At 55.4% G+C, this 19,704-nt stretch carries 20 protein-coding genes; 6 read left to right on the top strand and 14 right to left on the bottom strand.

Annotated features, from left to right (window positions below):
* The first annotated feature begins 7 nt into the window (after positions 1-7).
* Together C5F52_RS00595 and C5F52_RS00590 are read left to right on the top strand one after the other, a co-directional pair.
* Positions 8-697, top strand: a complete 690-nt coding sequence (locus C5F52_RS00595) for a response regulator transcription factor (protein ID WP_104796398.1) — start codon at positions 8-10, stop codon at positions 695-697.
* On the top strand, positions 694-2,094 hold the full coding sequence (locus C5F52_RS00590) for a sensor histidine kinase (protein WP_104796397.1): 1,401 nt from the start codon (positions 694-696) through the stop codon (positions 2,092-2,094). Before C5F52_RS00595 ends, C5F52_RS00590 begins: the two co-directional genes overlap by 4 nt.
* A 23-nt stretch (positions 2,095-2,117) precedes the next feature.
* On the opposite strand, the gene C5F52_RS00585 is transcribed toward C5F52_RS00590, so the two are convergent.
* The gene (locus C5F52_RS00585) at positions 2,118-2,906 is read right to left on the bottom strand and encodes an energy transducer TonB (protein WP_236657669.1); all 789 of its coding nucleotides are present in this window, start codon (positions 2,904-2,906) and stop codon (positions 2,118-2,120) included.
* A 105-nt stretch (positions 2,907-3,011) separates the two neighbouring features.
* Between C5F52_RS00585 and C5F52_RS30400 the strand changes: the two genes are divergently transcribed.
* Positions 3,012-3,311: a hypothetical protein gene (locus C5F52_RS30400; protein ID WP_369951833.1), complete on the top strand. Its 300-nt coding sequence runs from the start codon at positions 3,012-3,014 to the stop codon at positions 3,309-3,311.
* Positions 3,293-3,514: a hypothetical protein gene (locus C5F52_RS30395; RefSeq protein ID WP_369951832.1), complete on the top strand. Its 222-nt coding sequence runs from the start codon at positions 3,293-3,295 to the stop codon at positions 3,512-3,514. The genes C5F52_RS30400 and C5F52_RS30395 overlap by 19 nt, the downstream gene beginning before the upstream one ends.
* Positions 3,515-3,587: 73 nt before the next feature.
* On the opposite strand, the gene C5F52_RS00575 is transcribed toward C5F52_RS30395, so the two are convergent.
* From C5F52_RS00575 to C5F52_RS00540, 8 genes are all read right to left on the bottom strand, one after another.
* Positions 3,588-4,202, bottom strand: a complete 615-nt coding sequence (locus C5F52_RS00575) for a flavin reductase family protein (RefSeq protein ID WP_104796396.1) — start codon at positions 4,200-4,202, stop codon at positions 3,588-3,590.
* Positions 4,203-4,259: 57 nt separating this feature from the next.
* On the bottom strand, positions 4,260-5,852 hold the full coding sequence (locus C5F52_RS30345; protein ID WP_161499629.1) for an ion transporter: 1,593 nt from the start codon (positions 5,850-5,852) through the stop codon (positions 4,260-4,262).
* Positions 5,853-5,917: 65 nt separating this feature from the next.
* A complete protein-coding gene (locus tag C5F52_RS00565) occupies positions 5,918-6,490 on the bottom strand; it encodes a DUF4337 domain-containing protein (protein WP_104796394.1) in 573 nt (190 codons plus the stop codon).
* A 12-nt stretch (positions 6,491-6,502) separates the two neighbouring features.
* Positions 6,503-6,712, bottom strand: coding sequence for a hypothetical protein (locus C5F52_RS00560; protein ID WP_104796393.1), 210 nt, complete (start codon positions 6,710-6,712; stop codon positions 6,503-6,505).
* A gap of 18 nt (positions 6,713-6,730) precedes the next feature.
* Complete coding sequence (locus C5F52_RS00555) at positions 6,731-7,687, bottom strand: ion transporter (protein WP_161499628.1); 957 nt, start codon at positions 7,685-7,687, stop codon at positions 6,731-6,733.
* 8 nt (positions 7,688-7,695) lie between these two features.
* A complete protein-coding gene (locus C5F52_RS00550; protein ID WP_104796391.1) occupies positions 7,696-8,607 on the bottom strand; it encodes an ion transporter in 912 nt (303 codons plus the stop codon).
* A 108-nt stretch (positions 8,608-8,715) separates the two neighbouring features.
* The gene (locus C5F52_RS00545; protein WP_104796390.1) at positions 8,716-10,359 is read right to left on the bottom strand and encodes an ion transporter; all 1,644 of its coding nucleotides are present in this window, start codon (positions 10,357-10,359) and stop codon (positions 8,716-8,718) included.
* Between the two features lie 8 nt (positions 10,360-10,367).
* Entirely contained in the window at positions 10,368-10,943 is a 576-nt protein-coding gene (locus C5F52_RS00540; RefSeq protein WP_104796389.1) for a hypothetical protein, read from the bottom strand.
* A 409-nt stretch (positions 10,944-11,352) separates the two neighbouring features.
* On the opposite strand from C5F52_RS00540, the gene C5F52_RS00535 reads away from it, so the two are divergent.
* Both C5F52_RS00535 and C5F52_RS00530 read left to right on the top strand, forming a co-directional pair.
* A complete protein-coding gene (locus tag C5F52_RS00535) occupies positions 11,353-12,612 on the top strand; it encodes a putative Na+/H+ antiporter (RefSeq protein ID WP_104796388.1) in 1,260 nt (419 codons plus the stop codon).
* Complete coding sequence (locus C5F52_RS00530) at positions 12,609-14,369, top strand: ABC transporter transmembrane domain-containing protein (protein ID WP_104796387.1); 1,761 nt, start codon at positions 12,609-12,611, stop codon at positions 14,367-14,369. Before C5F52_RS00535 ends, C5F52_RS00530 begins: the two co-directional genes overlap by 4 nt.
* On the opposite strand, the gene C5F52_RS00525 is transcribed toward C5F52_RS00530, so the two are convergent.
* From C5F52_RS00525 to C5F52_RS00505, 5 genes are all read right to left on the bottom strand, one after another.
* The gene (locus C5F52_RS00525; protein ID WP_104797100.1) at positions 14,355-15,122 is read right to left on the bottom strand and encodes an ABC transporter permease; all 768 of its coding nucleotides are present in this window, start codon (positions 15,120-15,122) and stop codon (positions 14,355-14,357) included. The two genes, C5F52_RS00530 and C5F52_RS00525, sit on opposite strands and share 15 nt — an antisense overlap.
* A 5-nt stretch (positions 15,123-15,127) precedes the next feature.
* Positions 15,128-15,952 carry an ABC transporter ATP-binding protein gene (locus C5F52_RS00520; RefSeq protein WP_104796386.1) on the bottom strand — a complete coding sequence of 275 codons (825 nt, stop codon included), beginning with the start codon at positions 15,950-15,952 and terminating at the stop codon, positions 15,128-15,130.
* 15 nt (positions 15,953-15,967) lie between these two features.
* Complete coding sequence (locus C5F52_RS00515; protein WP_104796385.1) at positions 15,968-17,002, bottom strand: ABC transporter substrate-binding protein; 1,035 nt, start codon at positions 17,000-17,002, stop codon at positions 15,968-15,970.
* Between the two features lie 247 nt (positions 17,003-17,249).
* Positions 17,250-17,939: a TerC family protein gene (locus C5F52_RS00510; RefSeq protein WP_104796384.1), complete on the bottom strand. Its 690-nt coding sequence runs from the start codon at positions 17,937-17,939 to the stop codon at positions 17,250-17,252.
* Positions 17,940-18,141: 202 nt separating this feature from the next.
* Entirely contained in the window at positions 18,142-19,629 is a 1,488-nt protein-coding gene (locus C5F52_RS00505) for a nucleobase:cation symporter-2 family protein (protein WP_104797099.1), read from the bottom strand.
* Positions 19,630-19,704: the final 75 nt, after the last annotated feature.

The raw sequence follows: 19,704 nt of genomic DNA, 5'->3' as shown, positions 1-19,704 counted from the left end.
CACCCTTGTGCGAATCTTGTTGATTGAAGACGATGCCGTGCTGCAAGCGGTCATGCTGCGCAGCCTAGGCGATGCGGGGCACCGCGTGGACGCCGCCAGCCACTTGGAAGAGGCGGCACACTTTTGGCAAGTGCAGGCCTATGACGCCGTGCTGCTGGACCTCAACCTGCCTTTGAACGGCCAAGCCCACGCGGCTCAAGGCAGCGGCCTGCAGCTCCTGCGCGAAGCACGCGCGCGTGGCGACCGCACACCCGTACTGGTGCTGACGGCGCGCAACCGCACCGACGAACGCATAGCCGGTCTAGATGCCGGCGCTGACGACTATCTGGGCAAGCCCTTTGATTTAGACGAAGTGGAAGCCCGCCTGCGTGCCCTAGTGCGTCGCACGCAAGGGGTGGACGACGAGGTGCAAGTGGGCCAACTGCGCCTGCACCGCAAGCTGCGCCGCATCTTTGTGAATGACGCCGATTTGGCTTTACCCGCCCGTGAGTTTGAAGTGCTGTGCGAGCTCATGACACCACCGGGACGAGCAGTGAGCAAGCGCGTGTTGTCTGACAAGCTGTCTGGCTTTGATGAAGCTTTGGGCGACAACGCACTCGAAGCTTTTATTTCTCGCTTGCGCAAAAAGCTGGCTGACAGTGGTGCGTGCATTCGCACCCTGCGCGGCATTGGCTATGTTTTAGAAGAGCAGGCATGAGCCAGACCCAAAGCAAACCCTCGTTGCGCAACCGGCTGCTGCGCCATGTGTTGATTCCATTGGCTGTCACTTGGTTGGTGGGTACGGCTTTGGTGGTGGGCATTGCCTCGTACTTTGCGCAGCAGGCGTTTGACCGTGCTTTGTTAGACGATGCTTATTTGGTGGCCAGCCATGTGCGCCGGGCCAATGACGCCAGCGGTGGTGGCCTAGAACTGAGCCTATCTGCGCAAGAGATGAGCACCGTGCTGTTTGACCAAAGCGAAACTTTGTATTTTGCGGTGCTGCGCCCAGATGGCTCGCTGTTGGCAGGGCACCCAGGGCTGCGGCCCACACGGCTGCAAGAAGACTTGAAGCCCATGTTTGATGCGTTGGATTACCAAGGCCGCACACTGCGCAGCGTGACGGTGCACCGCCAACAACCGGCAGATTTTTATGTGGTGATGGCGCAAACCACGGCCAGCCGCGACAGCTTGTTGCAACGCTTGCTGACTTTCTCGGTCATTCCCCAAGTGCTGTTGTTGGGTTTGTTGGCTGCGTGGTTGTACCGCGCGATTGAAGAAGATTTGGTACCCCTAGCTGAGCTAGAAACGGCAGTGGGTCAACGTGACGTGCGCGACCTCACACCTGTGCCCGTGACCGCCACCACCCACGATGTGCAGCGCTTGGGCCAAGCCATCAATGCGCTGTTGGGTCGCATTGCCTTTAGCGTGCAAGCGCAGCGCGAGTTCTCGGGCAATGTGGCGCACGAGCTGCGCACACCGTTGGCAGGCATTCGCGCCTTGGCCGACTACGGCCTGCGCCACACCGACCCACAGGTGTGGCACGAGCAGCTGCACGGCATTGCTAAAAGCCAAGAGCGAGCTAGCCATTTGGTCGACCAGCTGCTGGCGCTGGCCTTGGCAGATGAAGCGCATCAAGATTTAGAAAAAACTGCGGTGTCATTAGATGCACTCGTGGGCGAAGCCGTGCTGCGGTATTTGCCCAAGGCCGATGCCACAGGTGTGGACCTCGGTGCCAAAGGCATTGACCATGCGGTGGTCGTGCAGGGCAATGCGGCGCTGATAGAAGGCATCTTGAACAACCTCATCGATAACGCGCTGCGCTATGGCCGTGCACACAACGGCGAGAGCCACATCACCGTTGCGGTCGAGACGACGCCTTATAGCGTGGTGCTGTCGGTCACTGACAACGGCGCGGGTGTACCGCCCGACAAGCTGCAGCAAATCAGCCAGCGTTGGGTGCAAGGTGCAGCGGGCGAGGCGCTCAAAGCGGGCGTGGGTTTGGGCTTGGCGATTGTGGGCACCTATGCCAAGCTGCTGGGCGCGCGTGTTGCCCTTGCTGCTGCGCAGCCGCATGGCTTGTGTGTTCATGTGACGTTTGACAAGTCGTCGCTATAGCGTGGCCCTTATGCACTCTTCTCTCAGCGCCCCGTTTTAGAACTGCCCCATTGGTCCATCACGCGTTGGTCACGCGTCATCTCAGCTTCGATGGAGTCTTTCGGTAATTGCCTCAAGCACTCTTCCATGGCCTTTGCATCTAGTTTGGGCTGCGGGGGTTCGCTATGAGTTTTGGTTTGCTCAGATTTGCCGTCCCACGCGAACGGATTTTTAAATGACGGTGTGTCGGGCAGGCAGTCGTCTTTGTAGCTTGGCGCACCATCTGATGCGAATGGCGAAAACGAAATTGTTTTTTCAAAAATCAGGGGCTTGCCAGTGGGTGTAGGGGGCAAGGGCGGCATGTTTTGAATCGCTTGGCGCGCCAGTTTTTCTGCGAGTGCCGAGGTGCTCCACAAAGTATCCAGTTGAGCCAGCGTGCCGTTGGGCGCTATTTCGATGCGAAAGCGCACTTCACCCTGATCGGGCCCCTCCACCGCTGTCCCCATCATGCTGCGCACTTGTTGGCCCCAGCTGTGACGATAGCCTTTGCTGTTTTTATTGGTGTACTGAGCGGCAAATGCCCACTCTTCAGCGGTAGGCGCTGAGGGGGCCGACAGGGTGGCAGGTGTTTTTTCGGCTTTGGCTTTGGTCGTGTCGGCATCCATGGCCGACATGGTTTGCTCGATCTGTGGTGCAGCGCTAGGTGGTGGCTCGGCTTTGATGAAAAACACCTCGGCTTCTAGCTCTTGCACCTTGGCAGTTTGTCTGACGCCAAACAAATGTTGGCTCGCGCCAATGACCACCACCACGTGTAACGCGATGGCGACAGTCAAAAATATCAGGCGTTGTGGGCCGCTTAGCAAGCGCGTGGGCACGGGTTGTTAAATAAGTAGTGTCTAATATTATTGACTAATATCGATTTTGAACAGGATTGCACCATGCACACATCTGACCATTGGGAAAACGTCTATCGCCAAAAATCATTTGATGCGGTGAGTTGGTATGCACCTCACTTGGGCGAGTCGTTGCGTTTGATTCAAGAGTTATGCCCCGACGCCACCGCCTCCATCATTGACATTGGTGGTGGCGAGTCCACTTTGGTGGATGACCTGCTGCATCGCCAATACGTCGATGTGTCGGTGTTAGACATCTCGTCCACAGCGATTGACTTCACACGCCAACGTCTTGGGCCGCTTGCTCAAGACAGGCCTATGTTGAATTGGTTCGACGTTCTGTGAAGCCAGGCGGCTATGTGTTGATGGCGACGTTTGGACCTGACGGCCCTTTGCAGTGCAGTGGTTTAGATGTGGTGCGCTACGACGATCAAAGTTTGCATCATGAGTTTGGCGAAGGCTTCCAGATGATGGGAAGCCAGCTAGCCGAACACAACACCCCTATGGGAACACGCCAACAGTTTTTGTATTGCTGGTGTAGGGCTTAAAAAGTTAGACGAGGAGAAATGCAAATGAGTCGCCAAGCAAGTGCTGCGCATGCTGTAAGCTGAGATGTCAGCCTCAGGCGGGTGGCCGTGACATCTTGAACAGCTGCTCTGGCCCAATGCTGAAGTAATCAGCTGGACCGCCGCCACGCAAAATGTGGCCCGCGTTGGCGGTGTCGTACACACCGTCTTTGAGTAAGTGGCTGGCAATGTGCACACCGACCACTTCACCCAGCACCAACCATGTGGGCACTTTTTGTTTGTCCAGCCCTTCAAGCTGAATGATTTGCGTGCTGCGGCATTCAAACGACACAGGGCTGTCGGCCACACGCGGCACATCCACCACGCGTGAGGGCGCGGTCTTCAAACCGGCCAATTCAAACTCATTCACCTCGGGACCCACAGGTGCGCAGGTTTGGTTCATAGCTTCGGCTAAAGGGCGCGTGACTAGGTTCCACACAAACATGCCGTTTTCTTGCACGTTGCGCAAAGAGTCTTTGGGGCCGGTGCTAGAAAAACCAATGATGGGTGGGATGTAGTTGAACGCGGTGAAGAAACTGTAAGGGGCAAGATTCAACACGCCGTCATTACTGACGGTCGAGACCCAGCCAATGGGCCGAGGGCCAACAATGGCGTTGAAGGGGTCGTGGGGCAGGCCGTGGCCGTTTTTGGGTTCGTAAAAATGCGTCATAGCGATACGGTAAACGCAAACCTGCACCCCTGCTGTCGCAGGGTTAACTCATGACACTCAGCTCGGCTTTTTATCCAACAGGTTCAGCACCGCCAACGCAGCTGTTGCATCCCCTGTGGTGTGGGTCAGGCTCTGGCGCAGTGTGTCGGTGCCCGTGGCTTGGGCAATCAAATCCAGCTGCGCGACCAGGAGGTTGAACTGAGCCGCTGCGAGTTGAGGGTGTGCTTTGGCGTCGAGTATCAAACCATTGGCTTGGGTGAGTTGTTCGGTGGCTTTGGCTTCAAATTCGGCCTTGGCTTCTGCAGTGAGTCGCTTGACTTCTTCATGCGACAAGTGCAAACGCTCAGCTTCGGCCACGATGAGTTCGCGTTCAGCGCCATCGAGCAAGCCGTCTTCAAAAGCCATCATCAAGCGGTGCTTGAAGGCATCGCGGTCAATGCGCAATTGGTCAGTAAAGGCTGACGCCAGCAAACCGGCAGGGATGGCAAAAATACCAATGCCCAGCAACGCCAGCACCACGGTAAGTGCGCGGCCCATGGGAGTGATGGGCGAGATGTCGCCATAGCCCACCGAGGCCAGTGTGACCACCGCCCAATAAATGGATTGGGGAATGTTCTCGAACTTGTCGGGTTGTGCAGGGTGCTCAAACAAGTAACCCAAGCTGGCGGTGAGCACCACCAATAGCATCATCACGAACACCGAGGCAAAGATGATTTGCCACTCGCGCAGCACCACTTTGTAAAGCGTTTCCATGGCCGAGGTGTAGCGCGTGAGTTTGAGCATGCGCATCAAGCGGAAGACCCGCAAAAAACGCAAATCCAAATGCTGGCTGAACAAACTCTCGAGGATGAACGGCAAGATGGTGAACAAGTCGATGATGGCTTGCCCCGTGCGCACATGGGCCCAATGCGGCATGCGCAGGTGTTTGTATTTCGGGTTCTCTGGCGCTGAGTAGACGCGTGCGATGTATTCGAGGGTGAAGATGGTGAACGCAATTACGTCAATCACCATGAACTCGGTGGCGAACAAGGCATGCACTGACGCCACGGTCTCAAACACCACACAGGTGATGGACAAGGCAATCCAAAACACGATGAAGTTGTCAATGTAGGTGTGCAAGCGACCCGAGTGGCCGGTGGGCTCCAACATGGCAAACACTTTGGCACGCAAGCTGCGTCCCGCATTGAGTTCTTGAAACTCATGCCACGCAGGAATGAGTTGGCGCGAGAGTTTGAACATTCGCGCCAGTCGCATGACTCGCAAAACGCGCAACATCTCCACGTCCACATCGACAAAGCGTGCGAAGTAGAACGGGGCAATGGCGATCAAATCGACCAACGCGTAAAAGCTGAATGCATAACGCAAACGCGGAAAAGACTTGCCCGCAAAGTCGGGGTTGACGTGGGCAGTGGCCACACGCAGCAGGTATTCCGCTGTGAAGATGCCCACAGTCACCACATCAAACCAATGAAACCATGCGGTGTGAGCGTTGTAAATCTCGGGTGTGTTTTCAATCAACACCGCGATGACGCTGGCGACGATGAGAAATCCAATGCTGCGCTCGACGACATGGTGAAAACCGTGTTTGAACTCTGGGTCAAACAACCACTTGTAGATCTTGGCAAGCAGCGAAGTGTGGGTGTGTGTCATGTGGGTCGTCATGGGTGTGATTTAAAAAGGCTCCAGTAGGAGCCTTTGAGTGGTGTGTGAGGGGCTTAGATCAAAAGCAAAAAGCCGTTGATCGTTGAAAAAATGCCCAGGATACCTAGGGCGCATGGCACCCAGAACAGCACATGTGCGCCAGTCAGAATGGCCACCGAGGTCAGCACGATGGCAATTTGCAACAAGGCTTCTGCGTAGTCAAACCATGGGTCTTGGCGCAAAGCGATGTCGCGCTCGTGTTCATGCGCTTTGGCTTTTTCCATCAACTCTTTTTTGCCGTCGCCAGTCTCTGGCTCGGACTCATAGCGGGCGATGTTCTTTTCGTAGGCTTCGAGCTTTTTCTCAGCCAAAGCTTTGGCGGCAGGCGAGAGCTTGTCGTTGGCAATTTGGATGCGCAATTCGTCAGCCGCAATTTTGTAGTCGGTCTGGCGGATGTTTTTGGCTTGGTAAAACGAATACGCGTTGGCTGCCAAGATGTTGTTGCTCATGCTTTCTTTGGCAGCGTTGTTGCCGCCTAAGCTGGCAATGGCCAAACACATGGCCAAGATGGACACCAACATGGCACAACGGGTGCGAAAGGGGTCGTTGCCGTGCTCTGGTAATTCGGTTTCTGGCACTTCACTCATGGTTCTTCCTTGTTATTCTTTGTGGTCGTCGGAATGCTTGTTTTTGCGTTTGGCAAAAATTTTATACAAAGCAAACACGGCCAACACCACGGCCACCACACACACCACCAATTCAGCGTTCGTTAATTTGTGGACAAACTGATCGACGTAGTCGTAGGTCGACAGCGGCGTGTAGACGTCGGGGTTCTCTTGTTTGTACTTTTGGTAGGCGCCGTTGTCCATGATGACCTTTGTTGGGAGTTACTTGGATTGCTTGTTGGCTTCTGAGATGTGTTTTTCTTCTTGCATCTGGTGTTTGATGGCTTCAACTTGCTCGTCAGACATCCCCAGCTTAGCTTGCATGATTTTAAGTTGAGCTTGCTCCTCCTCGGTGACAACACCATCGGACAGTACGGAACGAACTTCCATTTCATACAGGGCTTGACGGCGCTCCACCTGCGCGGTGTAGGCCGTGGCCACCACACCGGTCAGAATCGCAGCCAAGGCGATGGACAAGATTTGCGTGAGGATCACCAACACCGTACCCACAAATGTCACGGGGTCTACGTTGCCCCAACCCGAGATGATGGTGATGACAAACCAGTGCATGGCCGCTGGAATGGATGGGAAGACATCAGGTTGCTCATGGCCTTCGATGATGTAGATCAGTGAAGAGAAAAGCAAGCAACTGATGAACAACAAGAACACGGCAGACGAAAAAGAGTCTCGCTCCGCCTTGACCGCAGCCACCATGTCTTCAAACGCGCTGTTGTAGCGAGAGAGCTTGAAAATTCGCATCAAGCGGAACATGCGCAGCACGCGCAAGTCGGCGCCTGGGAAAAGCAATTGCAAATAAAACGGCACGGTGCTGACAAAGTCGATGATGCCGTAGAAGCTGAACACATATTCTTTGCGGCCTTGCCATGCGGTGCCGCCACTGTGGAGGTACTTTTCGCTGTACGACCACACGCGCAAGATGAATTCGACAGAGAACACGGCCACGCTGAACACGTCAAAGGCATGGAACTCGTACATGAAGGCTTCATGGATCTCCGGCACGGATTCCAAGATGATGCCCACCACGTTGGCGACCACCAAGAGCGCGATGAAGATTTCGACGAAATGGCTGTACTTGTCGGGGACTTCACCTTCCATGATTTCGAAGGTGCGGCGCTTGATGCGCTGGTAAGTCGTGAGGTTAGCGGCTGCTGTGTTCATGGTGGCGCTCATTCATTCGATGAGGATTTATTTTTCGCGCGCAGCATCATGGCTTCGACCTGTTCATCGCTGAGGCGGTAGTGCGCTTGCAAGCGCTGCAGTGTTTGTTGTTCTTCTTCAGACATGTTGCCGTCTTTGAAGACTTCGCGCAGTTGCGCTTCAAACGCCGCCTTTTTACGCGCCACTTGGTTGGAGAAGGCCGAGGCCACGATACCGGTCATGATGGCGGCCATACACACCCCCAAGAAGCCGGTGATGAGCGCAATGGCTTCGCCGGCTTTGGTGGTGGGTTCGACGTTGCCGTAGCCAGATGTGATGGTGACGATCGCCCAATAGATGGAATGTGGAATCGTGCCAAAGAACTCTGGCTGGTGATGGCCTTCTGCGAAGTGCATCAACGAAGCTGACACGATGGTGGCAATGGTCAATAAAAACACCGCAGAACCAAACGCCTGACGTTCAGAATGGATGGCATGAAATAAGTCTTGCAGTGCGGTGTTGTATTTGGAGAGTTTCAAGATTCGCAGTAAGCGCAAGACGCGCAAGATACGTAAATCCAGTCCTGGCAAGAAGATGTGCATGTAGTAGGGCATGGTGGCAAAAAAGTCCACCAATCCGAACGGGCTGAGCATGTATTCGAAGCGACCTTTCCATGAGCCGCCATGCGCCTTGTCATATTTCGCACCCAAGGACCACACGCGTGAAATGTATTCACCCGTGAAGAACATGACGCTCCAGAACTCCAACTCGTGGAAGAAGTCTTTGAATTCAGCGTGAATTTCTGGGACGGAATCAAGAATCACCGCAGAGCAGTTGACCAGTACCACCAGGGTGATGGCCCATTCGACGTAACGGCTGGCAGCGTGCTTGGGCGAGCCGTCCAATATTTCCATCAGTGTTTGTTTGGGGCCTGTTGTCATGGCGAAGGTCTAACGGTATTGAATGTAGAGGGCTTAATTGATAAGCGGTCACACAGCATGTGTGTGACCGCTTTTTTTAAGACTTGAGTCATCAAGCCAAGCGGCGTTTTAAGCCTTGCCTTGAATTTTTTGCCACAAGGCAAATTCGTTAGCAGACAGGCGATCGCCTTGTTGTGCAGCTTGGTCAAACTGTGCGGCATCCACTTGCACGCCGAGTTGTCGGATTTGGCCCAACAAGACTTTGTAGTGCTCCACAGCCAAGGCTGGGTTTTCGGCGATTTTGTGGATTGGAAGTGGGTTGCGTTCTTCGAGCTCGTGCTCTTTGATCACCACTTCAATCAGAGCATTCACCTCTTCCACCGTCAAGTGCAAGCGCTTGGCTTCTGCACGAATGATGGCGGCTTCTGCTTCAGTGATGTGGCCATCTTTCAGAATGCTGAACAGTTTGGCTTTCAACTGGTCACGTTCTTTGACCAACTCATCGCTGAAGGCGGACGCCAACAAGGCAGCGGGGATGGCGAAGATACCAATACCCATCAGAGCCAAGATGCTGGTCATGGCGCGGCCCATCGGTGTGACGGGTGAAATATCACCGTAACCCACAGAGGCCAAGGTGATGACCGCCCAATAGATGGAGGTGGGGATGTTTTCAAACTTCTCAGGCTGAGCGTCGTATTCAAACAAGTAGCCCAAGCTGGCAGTCAAGACCAGCAGCAACATCATGATGAAGGTGGCAGCGCCCATCACAGGCCACTCACGCACCACCACTTTGACCAACACGGCGGTGGCATCGCTGCCGCGTGTGAGTTTGAGCAATCGTGCCAAACGAAACACTCGCAAGAAGCGCAAGTCCATCAGGTGGTGCAAGAACACTTCTAAGAAGAAGGGCACGATCGCCAAGAAGTCGATGAGTGTCGATGGCGATTTGGCTTGCTTGATGCGACCGATGATGGTGCCTTTGTAGCCAGGCTCTTCCACGCAAGCGTACATGCGCATGCAGTACTCCACCGTGAAGATGGCCACAGCCACTGCGTCCAAGATGACGAATTGCAGATGCAAGATGTAGTTGATGCCTTTGACTGATTCCAAGATCACGGCCAATACAGACAAGATCACCCACACACCAATGAACACCTCAAAGATGTGTTGCATGGTGCCGCCGAAATCGCTTGGGAACACCAAGGCGTGCACTTTTTGACGGAAGGTGCGGCCTTTGTTGAGTTCTTTGAATTCAGCGATGGCTGGAATCAAAACACGGAACAGCTTCATGATTCGCAAGAGTCGCAGGAATCGCAACACGCGCAAGTCGATGGGAATGAAGGCTTGCAAGTAGAACGGTGCCACAGCCAAGAAGTCGATGATGGCAAATGGGCTGGTCACAAAGCCCAAGCGGGCGTTCTTGCGGTTCTTGAATTCTTCGTCTTCAGGTGCGAGGTAAAAGCGCAAGGCGTATTCAATGGTGAATACGGCCACAGAGAAGATGTCAAAACACTCAAACCACACGCGATACGGTTCGTACACCGCAGGAACGTGCTCGAACATCAGGGTGAACAAGTTGATGATGATCAGGTAGCTGACCCACTTGTCCAACTCTTTTTGGAAGTTGCCGGGGATGTTTGGATCGAGCAACCATGCGTAAAGCCACTTGCGCATAGGCAAGTTGCGGTCGATGTTGGCTTCTACGTCTTGGCTCAGAATGGCTTTGACGTCGAGGTCTTCGAGGAATTTGTCGTGTTTGGTAGTTGTATTCATGTCAGACCTCAGAACTCGAACTCAGCAACTTTGATAGCAGCGCCACCTTTGTCACACACAGAAAGGCGCAGTTGCATCTTGTAGTCAACGCTGTCTGTCTCAAGTAGCTGGGAGGCCACGAAAGGCGTGGCTGAGCCGGGAGGCGTGGGCATCAAATCTTCCAGCAGGATGGCACCCATCAAGGTGCGATCTTTGGGGTCGCAGGCGGCCACGAAATGGGGGGGCTTGTTGAAAAATGTGTTGACTTGGTCTTTCAGCTCGGTCGTCGCCATGATGTGAGCCAAGCAAGCGCCCCAAGTGCCGGGGGTGTCGGCTTTGGCATCGGCTGTAGGTTTGACACCACCTTTGCACGCAGGATGCGGCGTGTTGGCCTCAAAACGTGTGGTGCCGGTTTCGGTCAACCATGCCACCCAAGCTTCGCCGTTGCTTTTGGCCGCTTCAACTTTGAGGGCTTCTCTGTAGTTGACAACGCCCAGCCAAGTGACGGCCACCACAATCAAGACCAAAAAGGCCAAAAAGAGCTTGTCTGCTGAGTTGGGACCGAGATGCATGTGCTCGGTGGTGTGTTCACTGGAAGATGCCATGTGTATCGCCTTGAATAGAGGGAATCCGGCGTGCCAAGGTAGGCCTAGCGCTAGACAAAAGTGGCGTTGATGATATTCGTAAATTTGGCGAATTTATCGAATTAAGGCTAGAAATTCGATGAACTTACGGTTTCCAATGAATATTTAAGGCATAAAAAAGCCGCGGTTGAAGCGGCTTTTGAAAGCACCAGGGGCCTCTCATTTTGAATGATGGCTGCCTGTGTATTTTCACTTGTTGCATGTCATTCAACCCAATCGTTGTGCCCGGCTCCTCATGCCAATGGTGAAACCAACAGCAAACGAATGGTTGATGTGTGTTCATTAGAATGGAGGCGGGTGTTCATTCAATGATGAGTCAACAGGTTTAGCGTCGGTCGGGCCGCCACGCGAGAAAACCTGTGTGTTTGCTATGACCCCTATTTCTATTGAGTGGGTGGCAGCTGTTTTATTTGCAGTGGCCCTGATTCACACCTTTGCCGCCAAGTACTTTGAGCGGCTTTCCCACCGCTATCCCAAACACGCTGGTTTGTTTCACCTCTTAGGTGAAGTGGAAGTGGTGTTTGGCTTTTGGGCCATCGTCCTGATCGTGTGCATGGCATGGCTGCAAGACGGCACGCAAGCTTTGGCCTATGCCGAATCGCGCCAATACACCGAGCCGCTGTTTGTATTTGTGGTGATGGTGGTGGCGGCGTCTAAACCTATTTTGAGTTTTGTCATGTCGGCAGTCGATGCAGCCTCGCGCCTCATGCCCATGCGGGCTTCGTTGGCCAAGGCTTGGTTGGGCTTGTTTGCCGTGCCTTTGCTGGGCTCGGCCATCACCGAACCCGCGGCCATGACCATTGCCGCGCTGATGCTGGCCCCCCAAGTGTTTCGGTCTGAAGTGCCAGAGCGGGTGAAGTACTTTGCGCTGGGCGTGTTGTTTGTCAATATTTCGATTGGCGGCACGCTCACTTCATATGCTGCACCGCCCGTGTTGATGGTGGCCACTGTGTGGGGCTGGGACAGTGCGTTTATGTTTACCCAGTTTGGCTGGAAGGCTGCGTTGGCTGTGCTGGTGAATGCCACTGTGGCGGTTTTTGTGTTGCGCAACCATTTGGGTGCAAATACCAGTGCAGACGAATCGCCCGTGACAGATCGCATTCCTAAAACCGTGGTGCTTGTGCATTTGGCGTTTTTGGGCGCTGTGGTGGTGATGGCGCATCACCCCGTGGCGTTCATTGGCCTGTTTGTGATGTTCATGGGCTTTGCACAAGCCTATGAGCGCTACCAGAACCCGCTGATTTTGAAAGAGGCTTTGTTGGTGGGCTTTTTCTTGGCGGGCTTGGTGGTGTTGGGCGGCATGCAGCAGTGGTGGTTGCAACCCATTGTGTCGACCATGGACCCGCAGGTGTTGTTCTACGGAACCACGGTGCTGACCGCCTTCACCGACAACGCTGCCCTGACATATTTGGGCTCGTTGATTTTGGATATCTCGGACGAAGCCAAATACAGCTTGGTGGCTGGTGCGGTGGCAGGCGGCGGCTTGACCGTGATTGCCAACGCACCCAACCCCGCAGGCGTGGCGCTGCTGCGTGCGGGGTTTGCCGATGCGTCGGTGGGGGCGGGTGGTTTGCTGGTGGGGGCGTTGTTCCCTACACTGGTGGCCATGGCAGCCTTACTTTATTTATGAAACCCACCCCCCAATCGCTGTCTGGACTGATTCCATTCATTCGCCCTTACCGTGTTCAGGTGGCCCTTGCGGGTGTGTTTTTGTTGCTGGCGGCTGGCACGACCTTGGCCTTTCCGTGGGCGCTGCGCACGCTGATTGACCAAGGCTTGGCCGAGCAGGCCACGCCCGAGGTGTTGGCCACTCAGTTTGTTGAGCTGTTCATGGTGGCAGCGGCCTTGGCGGTGTTTTCGTCGGCACGGTTTTACATGGTGAGCTGGCTGGGCGAGAAGATCACGGTGGACTTGAAAAACAAGGTCTACGCCCATGTGCTGCAGCAAAGCCCCACGTTTTTTGAAACCACGCAGTCGGGCGAGGTGCTGTCGCGTTTGACGAGCGACGCCACCTTGATTCAAACCGTGGTGGGTTCGTCGTTGTCGATGGGGCTGCGCAATGCGGTGATGGGTGTGGGCGCAATGGCCATGCTGATTTGGACCAACCCTTGGCTGATGTTGCAGGTGATTGGGGTGCTGGCGCTGGTGGTGTTTCCGAGTGTGTATTTGGGCCGCCGTGTGCGCCGTCTGTCGCGGGCCAGCCAAGACCGTGTGGCCGATTCGAGCGCCATGGCGTCTGAGGTTCTGAATGCCATTTCGGTGGTGCAAAGCTACACGGCTGAGCGGCGCGAGGCTTTGCGATTCAGTGGCTCTACCGCGCAAGCCTTGGCCACATCGCTACGCCGCGTGCGAGCGCGTTCGGCTTTGGTGGGCTTCATCATCATGGCGTCGAGTGCGGCCTTGTTGTGGGGCTTGTACATGGGCGCACTGTCGGTGCGTGCGGGCACGACCACCGCTGGTGAGCTGGGCCAAACCGTGGTTTATGTGGTGTTGCTGGCCAGTGCCTTTGCCGTGCTGGGCGAGGTGTATGGCGACGTGCTGCGTGCCGCAGGCGCGACCGAGCGGCTGATGGAGCTGCTGCACACCCAGTCGGATGTGCGTTCGCCCGAGCAGCCACAGCGTGCGCCATGGCCCACACACGGTTCGAGCTTGGTGTTGCGTGAGGTGAGTTTCAACTACCCGTCGCGGCCCGCGCAGCGCGCCCTCAATGGCTTGACGGGCGAGGTCCATGCAGGGCAAACCGTGGCCATTGTTGGCCCCAGTGGTGCGGGCAAGACCACGCTGTTTTCTTTGTTGATGCGTTTTTATGCGCCCCAGCAAGGCGAGGTGCTGTTAGACGGCGTGGCGATTGAGCAAATGGATTTGCACGACTTGCGTCAGCGCATTGGCGTGGTGCCGCAAGAGCCGGTGGTGTTTTCGGGCACGGTGATGGAGAACATCCGCTACGGCCAACCCGATGCCACCGACCAAGCCGTGCACGCAGCGGCAGAAGCGGCGTTTGCCACGGAATTTATCAACGAACTGCCCGAAGGCTTTGACACGTATTTGGGTGACCGAGGCGTGCGCTTGTCTGGGGGGCAGCGTCAGCGCATTGCGATTGCAAGGGCTATTTTGAAAAACCCGCCCATGCTGCTGTTGGACGAAGCCACCAGCGCTTTGGACGCCAACAGCGAGCGCATGGTGCAAGCCGCTTTAGAGAAAGCCATGCAAGGCCGCACGACCCTCGTGATTGCACACCGCTTGGCCACGGTGCAGCGTGCCGACTGTATTTGGGTGCTAGAGCATGGCCGCTTGGTAGAGCAGGGCACACACGCCGAGCTGATGGCGCGTGCGGGTCTGTATGCCAGTTTGGCCGCCTTGCAGTTTTCCGACTCAGTGGTTTTGTGAACCGCGGTGCGCCCAACCGGTGGTGTGTTTTTCGATCATGCTGAACAGCTCGTACATGGTCATGGCCATGGCGCCGACCACCACCAAGCCCGCAAACGCCAAGCCCATTTGCATGGCCGAGCCAGCGGAAATGAGCAAGTAGCCAATGCCTTCGTTGGCGGCGGTCATCTCTGACACGGTGGTGCCCACAAAAGCCAAGGTGATGGCAACTTTGAGCGAGCCGTAAAAGTAAGGCATGGAGCGGGGCAAGCCCACTTTGATCAACACGTCCCAGCGCTTGGCACCCAACACGCGCAGCACATCTTCCAGCTCAGGCTCTAAGGTAGCCAAGCCCGTGGCGATGTTCACCATGATGGGGAAGAAGCTGATGAGGAAGGCCGTCAAGATGGCAGGGCCTACGCCAATGCCAAACCACACCACCAAGATCGGCACAAACGCTGCTTTTGGTAAGGCGTTGAAGCCGGTCATGAGTGGGTACACGGCGGCATAAGCCAAAGGCGAGCTGCCAATCACGAAACCGAGCAAGACACCCACTACGATGGCAATGCCGAAGCCCACCATGGTCACCCAGAAGGTGCGCCAGGCGTGGCCCGCAATGACGTCGCGGTATTCGACCATTTGTTCCCAAATGCGCAGAGGCGAGGGGAACACAAATTCGGACACGTTAAAGAGCGAGCAGGCACCTTGCCAAATCAGCAAGGTAGCGATGAGCAAGCCCCACGGTGCCCAAGTTTCGAGTTGTTTTTGATTCATGGTGTTCACTGCCCGAGGTTAGTGCCGTCTTTACGCATCGCGCCAATGTGGCCGCGCAGCTCGTGAACGATGTTGGTGAACTCGGGGGTGTAGGTCACCTCCAAGTCGCGGGGGCGAGGTAAATCAATGTCGCGTTTGACCACAAAGCGGCCTGGGCTCTTGCTCATCACATAAACCGTGTCGGCCAAAAAGACGGACTCGCGCAAATCGTGGGTGACCAAGATGACGTTGAACTTTTGCATGGCATGCAAGTCGCGCAGCGTGCACCACAGCTCTTCGCGGGTGAAGGCGTCGAGCGCACCAAACGGTTCGTCGAGCAACAGCATCTTGGGCTCATGAATCAACGCGCGGCAAATGCTGGCGCGCTGTTGCATGCCGCCTGACAGCTCCCACGGGAACTTGCGCTCGTAGCCGCCCAGACCGACGGTCTTGAGCAGGTCGATGGCTCGGGCTTCGTACTCGGCTTTCTTGGCTTTGAAGTTAGAGCGGTAAGGCTCCACGATTTCCAAGGGCAGCAACACGTTGTCGAGCGTGGTGCGCCAAGGCAAGAGCGAGGGTGACTGAAACGCCATGCCACTGATCTTGAGCGGGCCGTTGACGGGCTGGCCATCAACATAAATCTCACCACGGCTGGGTTTTTTCAAACCCGTGGTGAGCTTCATGAAGGTGGATTTGCCGCAACCCGAGGGCCCCACAATGGCGATGAACTCGCCTTGTTTGACCTGCAGGTTGATGTCTTCCACCGCAAAGTGGTTTTGCGCTAACAACTCATCGTTGTAGGCGAGCCAGACGTTTTGAAAGTCGACGAAGTGTTCGGGAGAAGCGGTCATGCAGCAGTGCCTAGATTACTTTTTACCTTTGGGCAACACGTCGAGTTCTTTGGCTGTGGGCAAGAAAGAACCGTTCCAAATGTCGTCAGCCTTCACGCGAGTTTTGGTGTTGAACGCATCAGACACTTGAGAGGCCATCAAGCTCAGGCGTGGGCCTTTGACTTGGCCAAAGCCTTCAGCGCGTGCGTCTGGGCTGTTGATGACGGTGTCGATGGCCAACTTCAAGCGGCGTGTTTCGAGTTCGCTGTTGATGATGCCGTCGCGGGCCTTGACGGTTTCAATGGCTTTGACTGGGTCAGCGATCACGTCTTTCGCACCTTTGGCAAACGCAGCCAAGAAGGCTTTGAGGGCGGCTGGGTTTTCTTTGATGAGCTTGGGCGTGGCAATGATGGCGTTGCCATACAGCTTCACGCCCAAGTCTGGGTATTGCATGACCACCACGTCATCGGCTTTCACGCCACGGGCTTCGATGTTGAGCAACGAGGTGAAGGTGAAGCCGGTGATGGCATCCACATCGCCGCGCACCAACATGGTTTCGCGCAATGGGGGATCCATGGTGACCCAGTTCACAGTGCCTACGCTGTTGGCTTTTGCAAAGATGGGGAAGGCGCGACGGCCTGCGTCAAACACGGGCGCGCCGAGTTTTTTACCAGCCAAGTCGGCTGGGGTTTTGATGCCAGATTTTTTCAAGGCCATCACCGATGCGGGCGTGTTGTTGTAGACCATCATCACGGCCACAGGCTTGTTGGGCGCGTCAGGGTTGTTGGCGTGGAACTCCATCAAGGCGGCCAAGTCGGCAAAGCCCACGTCATAAGCGCCTGAAGCCACGCGGTTGACCGCACCGCCAGAACCGTTGCCAGCATCGACGGTCACGTCGAGCTTGGCGTCTTTGAAATAGCCTTTGGCCACAGGTACCAAGAAGAAAGCAGAGGGGCCTTCAAAGCGCCAGTCGAGTTGGAACTTGAGGGGCGTTGTCTGTGCCGAAGCACCTGCAAAACTGGCAGCCAGTGCCAAGCCGAGGGTGGTTTTGATGAAGGTGCGTTTGATCATGTGGGCCTCTGAAAAATAAAATGAGTAAAGGGTGATGTATACAAGCTTGCAATATTGGTGCCTAGCGTGAGGTACCTGTTTGCGGGCTGCTGAGGATAAATTGTGCGCGACTTTGGTTTGTATACAAAAAGGGTTTGCACCAGTCTGGTGTTTTGCACCAACGTGGTGCGTTACTCTTGGTTTCGATCACCCACAAAAAAGCCAGCACGGTGGCTGGCTTTTGGGAAGAAGCTACAAGCGGAAAGGCTTATGCGGCTTCTGCTGTTTTGTGTTTACGCGACTGGTTGAATTTGCCCCATGCAAAAACAGCGGCGGCACCTGCCGCTGCTGCGGTCAAATGGAACCAAGAGTTGGCCGCGCTGAATTCGCGCAACACGGCATCGCTGGCGATGGTCTCACCACCCACCCAGCCGATCAAAGCGGCCCCCAAAGTGATGATGACGGGATAGCGCTCCATCAGTTTGATCATCAAGGTGCTGCCAAAGATGACCAAAGGAATGCTGATGGCCAAGCCAATGATGAGCAAGACCTCATCACCTTTGGCGGCAGCAGCCACAGCAATCACGTTGTCCAAGCTCATGACCACGTCAGCAATCAAGATGGTACGGATGGCAGAAAAAAGGTTACCTTGTTCGCCGCCTTCACCATCGTCTTCGTCTTCGCCAGCCAGCAATTGCGCGCCAATCCAGAGCAGCAAGATGCCACCCACGATTTGCAGGTATTCCAACGTCATCAATTTCGCGGCCACCACGGTCAAACCGATACGCAACACCACGGCAGCACCAGAGCCAAACATGATGGCTTTTTTCTGTTGCTCAGGGGGCAAGCTGCGTGCAGCCAATGCGATCACGACGGCGTTGTCGCCTGACAAGATGATGTTGATCCAAATGATCAGCAGCAGGCCTAGCCAGAAATCGGTGCTTTGAAGTAGTTCCATGTTTTGTTTGCTCCAGACAAAGGAAATGTTGTTGTTTGAGTGCCTTGAGACAAAGCAACTTTTTGATCGACGAGTGTAACGGCGCGCTATTGCTGAGCCTGTTGGTATTACTGCTTATGCGACACACCGCAGGCCGTGCAAGGTTTGTTGCCCAAAAAAAAGCCCGCTTGTTCGGCGGGCTATGCACAAGGCGTTTGCCTTTTTAGTGGCTGTCGGCTTGACGTGCCGCTGCTACCGCAGCCGAGTCGTCTTTGGACGCGCCGTTGAAGAACAGGTTCAACACCACGGCAGAGATGGAGGCCAACAAGATGCCTGACTCAATCAGTGGATGCAGGTTGTGGGGCATCCATTGCTTGAAGTTAGGGGCGATCAGCGGAATCATGCCGATGCCGATGGAGATGGCCACGACCAAGCTGTTGAAGCGGTTGTTCTTGAAGTCCACGCCGCCCAAGATGCGAATGCCGGTGGCTGCCACCATGCCAAACATCACCAAGCCAGCACCACCCAAGACCACGGTGGGGAGCGATTCAACCAAAGCGGCCATCTTAGGAATCACACCCAAGACGATCAAGATGATGCCACCGGCCACGCACACAAAGCGGCTCTTGACGCCAGTGACTGCCACGAGGCCCACGTTTTGCGAGAAGCTGGTGTAGGGGAAGGTGTTGAAGATGCCGCCAATCAGCGTGCCCAAACCATCGGTTCGTAAACCACGGGTAAGCGCGGCGCGGTCCACATGACGGTCGGTCATCTCGCCCAAGGCTAAGAACATGCCGGTGGATTCGATCATCACCACGATCATCACCAAGGTCATGGTGAGGATGAGCACGGGGTCAAACACAGGCATACCAAACTGGAACGGTGTGACGATGCCAAACCATTCGGCTTTGCCCACTTTGTCAAAGTTCATTAGCCCGAAGCTGGTGGCCACGACGCCGCCAATGACGATGCCCAAGAGCACTGAGATGTTTGCGATGAAGCCTTTGGCGAACTTAGAAATCATCAAGATGGACACCAAGACCAAAGATGCAATGCCCACGCCTGTGAGGTCGGCGTATTTGGGGTTAGGCACTTTAGCCATCAAAGCCAAATCTTTGGGCACGGCAGCCAGCGTTGAGCCTGGGGCCGAGGCCGCAGCCGCAGCGTCAGCCAGCCACTTGGCGTGCTCTGGGTTGACGATGGATGGGGCTGTGGGGCCGAAGGGGTTGCCAAAAATCCAGTTGATGCCAATGCGCATCAAGCTGATACCGATGACGGCAATGATGGTGCCAGTCACCACGGGCGGGAAGAACCGCAACATGCGGCTGACCAGCGGCGCGATGAGGATAGAAATGGCACCTGCGCCCATGATGGCGCCGAAGATGAGCTGAGCCCCAGCATCGCCAGGGTTAGCACCGGCCATGGCCACCATCGGTGCCACAGCAGCAAAGGTCACGCCCATCATGACGGGCAAGCGAATGCCAAACCATTGGGTGGCGCCCCACGATTGAATGAGGGTGACCAAGCCACACACAAACAAGTCAGCAGAGATAAGCATCGCCACTTGTTCGGGGCTGAGCTTCAAAGCACGGCCAACGATGAGTGGCACAGCCACAGCGCCTGCATACATGACAAGCACGTGTTGCAAGCCGAGAGCGGCGAGCTTGCCGGTGGGCAAGTGTTCGTCGACGGGATGGGTGGATTGGGACATCATTTCTCCTTGTGGATTTTTCGCATACAAAACTGTATACAAAATATGCTTGGGTTGTTTTACGGAGAAACCCTA

The sequence above is a fragment of the Limnohabitans sp. TS-CS-82 genome (assembly GCF_002943475.1).
This window is presented reverse-complemented; position numbering and strand designations above follow the sequence as displayed.